This is a genomic window from Acinetobacter sp. MD2 (genome assembly GCF_035615575.1).
Lineage (GTDB): Bacteria > Pseudomonadota > Gammaproteobacteria > Pseudomonadales > Moraxellaceae > Acinetobacter.
In genome coordinates, this window is the sequence record NZ_VTDK01000015.1 from 1 (window position 1) to 4,243 (window position 4,243).

1 protein-coding gene and 1 CRISPR repeat array are annotated in these 4,243 nt (G+C 39.7%); the gene reads left to right on the forward strand.

Annotated elements, in window-relative coordinates:
* Nucleotides 1-81: HNH endonuclease (locus FXN70_RS11880; protein WP_324647193.1), on the forward strand; the 81-nt coding region annotated here is incomplete at its 5' end.
* Nucleotides 82-203: 122 nt separating this feature from the next.
* Nucleotides 204-4,020: a CRISPR direct-repeat array (repeat unit 28 nt; unit sequence TTTCTAAATGGCGTATGTCGCCATGAAC).
* The last annotated feature ends 223 nt before the right edge of the window (nucleotides 4,021-4,243 follow it).

Below are 4,243 nucleotides of genomic sequence, written 5' to 3' on the forward strand. Positions count from 1 at the left end.
TGGAGTAAAGGCGGTGCAACAACTTTAGATAATTGTGAAATGCTCTGCATTACCCATAATCGAAGTAAAGGTAATCGTTAGTAATATTAGTTTTGTATAAATTGCTGATAGCTATTTTTAAAGAAGCTAAATTAATTTTAGCTTCTTCCTTATTAAATAATTGATTATTATAGTTTTGTGCGGTTGCTACATAATATCGTTTATTTCTAAATGGCGTATGTCGCCATGAACGAAATCTTTTTTAGACTTATTCATTTCTGGTGTTTCTAAATGGCGTATGTCGCCATGAACCGAGATACAGGGCTTCAATTGCATTTTGGCTTTTTTCTAAATGGCGTATGTCGCCATGAACAACCATATACGGACAAATCATTAACCACATGCTTTCTAAATGGCGTATGTCGCCATGAACTTGACTGTAGATTGCAGTGCCTCGAGTGGAACTTTCTAAATGGCGTATGTCGCCATGAACTTGAGCCAAACCAATATTTCCACATTCCAACATTTCTAAATGGCGTATGTCGCCATGAACCAACGGCATGCTGCTATTGTTTCGATTGTAAATTTCTAAATGGCGTATGTCGCCATGAACTAAAACACCAAATCATATACCGTTATTCTTATTTTCTAAATGGCGTATGTCGCCATGAACCCACCCAAGCCCCCTGAATAAACTTCACAGAATTTCTAAATGGCGTATGTCGCCATGAACGAATGTGAACGAAAACCTCTTGACCTTCTGGCTTTCTAAATGGCGTATGTCGCCATGAACGACCGTTCAAACATTCGCAGTAAAACTTTCCATTTCTAAATGGCGTATGTCGCCATGAACTAACATTTCCTCAAGTAACTGATGCTGCTTTATTTCTAAATGGCGTATGTCGCCATGAACCTGACATTTTGGCAGACGTTCGCTCTGCACTATTTCTAAATGGCGTATGTCGCCATGAACCAAAAAGAAAGACAGCAGATGCCAAATTACCATTTCTAAATGGCGTATGTCGCCATGAACCAAATGGGGCGCACAAGAAGTGGTGGGCGGTTTTTCTAAATGGCGTATGTCGCCATGAACGCAGATAAGCAACCAATGACCAGTTTGAAGCGTTTCTAAATGGCGTATGTCGCCATGAACCGCAGTCGGTGGCAAATGGCTTGGCTTTAACTTTTCTAAATGGCGTATGTCGCCATGAACACCGACAATCGTTTGGGGTTTTTCCATAGATCTTTCTAAATGGCGTATGTCGCCATGAACGTAAGCCCACTCTGCTTTTATTTCGATAAATTTTTCTAAATGGCGTATGTCGCCATGAACTGTGGACTGCACCTGAAAAGCCTAAAGCTTTGGTTTCTAAATGGCGTATGTCGCCATGAACAATTTAGAGCATTTGTCGCGGGGTTTGGTTCTGTTTCTAAATGGCGTATGTCGCCATGAACCACCTAACTTTAAATATAGTGCTGGTGCAGTCTTTCTAAATGGCGTATGTCGCCATGAACTTTAAAGAATGGCTTGTTAAATGAAGCTAGACTTTTCTAAATGGCGTATGTCGCCATGAACAAATCATGCACTAAACGAGAGTATAAATAAAAATTTCTAAATGGCGTATGTCGCCATGAACTCATATAATCGAATGCTGTATTTATTGAGGTTTTTCTAAATGGCGTATGTCGCCATGAACGCATACGAAGCGTGGGCGTTAGCTGACCGCATTTTCTAAATGGCGTATGTCGCCATGAACACAAATCAAAAGTCAGTGACTCAATCGCGATTTTTCTAAATGGCGTATGTCGCCATGAACCTCAAATTAAACGTGCTGATTATGCACTGTATTTTCTAAATGGCGTATGTCGCCATGAACTGAATGCTGTCAAGCCTTATCAATACTTGTAATTTCTAAATGGCGTATGTCGCCATGAACCTCAACAAGTACATTACCTGCTTTTTGTGGTTGTTTCTAAATGGCGTATGTCGCCATGAACAATTAGCTCGAACCCATCACCAGCGTTGCATTTTTCTAAATGGCGTATGTCGCCATGAACTTTGACCTGAAAAGTGGTTAGCCGTTTGCAAATTTCTAAATGGCGTATGTCGCCATGAACAAAAACCACCCGAAGGTGGCAAAATTTAATTATTTCTAAATGGCGTATGTCGCCATGAACTAAAATTAGATTGGTTACTAACAGATGCATTTTTTCTAAATGGCGTATGTCGCCATGAACCACCTAAATCGCTGCAAGAAAAAATGCTAAGTTTTCTAAATGGCGTATGTCGCCATGAACTAAGCGAAGTGCGTCATATTTTAGAACACGAATTTCTAAATGGCGTATGTCGCCATGAACTGGTGTTGGTTATGGTGGTGTAAAATTAGATTTTTCTAAATGGCGTATGTCGCCATGAACTAAGCGCACTAATATCTGCTAATACAGCTCAATTTCTAAATGGCGTATGTCGCCATGAACTGCCTTTATCGGTATAGTCCAAATCACCCACATTTCTAAATGGCGTATGTCGCCATGAACTTTGTAAGTCAGCTATCAGATGATCTTAGACATTTCTAAATGGCGTATGTCGCCATGAACCACTTATTAAAGCTACTCTCAACATTGGGTTATTTCTAAATGGCGTATGTCGCCATGAACCTTTTTACAGTAGCGAATAGACCCTCAAAGAATTTCTAAATGGCGTATGTCGCCATGAACGCTATTGCCTGATTGCACGTCTTTGTGGGTGTTTTCTAAATGGCGTATGTCGCCATGAACGTTTCAGCTAACTCACTTGGGATGCTTATCGATTTCTAAATGGCGTATGTCGCCATGAACATTGTCGTTAAATTCTCTTGTCTTTTTTCCTATTTCTAAATGGCGTATGTCGCCATGAACTAGATGCTGTAATTCATGCCCCACATACGACATTTCTAAATGGCGTATGTCGCCATGAACCTATAGAAGATTTTAGATTTATGCTCGATCTTTTTCTAAATGGCGTATGTCGCCATGAACAGAGAAGACTTCTTTAACCTTCCACGTTGGAAATTTCTAAATGGCGTATGTCGCCATGAACCATGCAAGTTATTGTAAATGGTTCTATACAATTTTCTAAATGGCGTATGTCGCCATGAACATGGTGCCCAAAATTACCTGAATTTCGCAGCTTTTCTAAATGGCGTATGTCGCCATGAACAAAGCTATTGAATGTCTGTCCTTTTTTCTTTGTTTCTAAATGGCGTATGTCGCCATGAACGACATAAGCGCGGATGATGCAGGTCAGTCGATTTTCTAAATGGCGTATGTCGCCATGAACTTTGGTTCAGTCTTATCAATTTGCTCTTTATCATTTCTAAATGGCGTATGTCGCCATGAACAATCATAATAATCATACGTTCCTTGAATTTTATTTCTAAATGGCGTATGTCGCCATGAACTTGCCACATAAGTTGTTCTTGAGGATGTGTATTTCTAAATGGCGTATGTCGCCATGAACAAGATGCTTTATCAAAATGCTGCATCAATCCGATTTCTAAATGGCGTATGTCGCCATGAACCTACAACACAAAGTCGAAGTTTTAGAACCTAATTTCTAAATGGCGTATGTCGCCATGAACACTCTTACTTTCAAATATGGATTTCTGAACATTTTCTAAATGGCGTATGTCGCCATGAACTAAATAATCCCCAGCATTGGACTGAGGACTTTTTTCTAAATGGCGTATGTCGCCATGAACTATCAAAACCACATTTCATGTAATAGCTATGATTTCTAAATGGCGTATGTCGCCATGAACGGTTTTGTTGTTTCGGTCGTGATGTGCTAGTTTTTCTAAATGGCGTATGTCGCCATGAACCAAATTGGTTTACAGTCGTCATTGTATGAATATTTCTAAATGGCGTATGTCGCCATGAACTAATCACATAGTCAGAGTCATTGATGATGAGTTTTCTAAATGGCGTATGTCGCCATGAACGCAGATCAGGCTTTTAACGTTGACATTCCAAAATTTCTAAATGGCGTATGTCGCCATGAACTGCAATTGCCAACGCAAAAAAATACGCTATTATGTAGCAACCGCACAATAAATAGGGTGATTCGCCATTTAAAATAATTCCTTTACGCATAAGGAAAGAAATCATGGCTGAATCACATATCGTATCAGGATTAACTAAAAAACGTGCGGAATTGCTTGGTCAAATTGAAGCACATCAAAAAGAAATTCAACGTATCTCTGAAATGCTACTGCATGTAGATCAC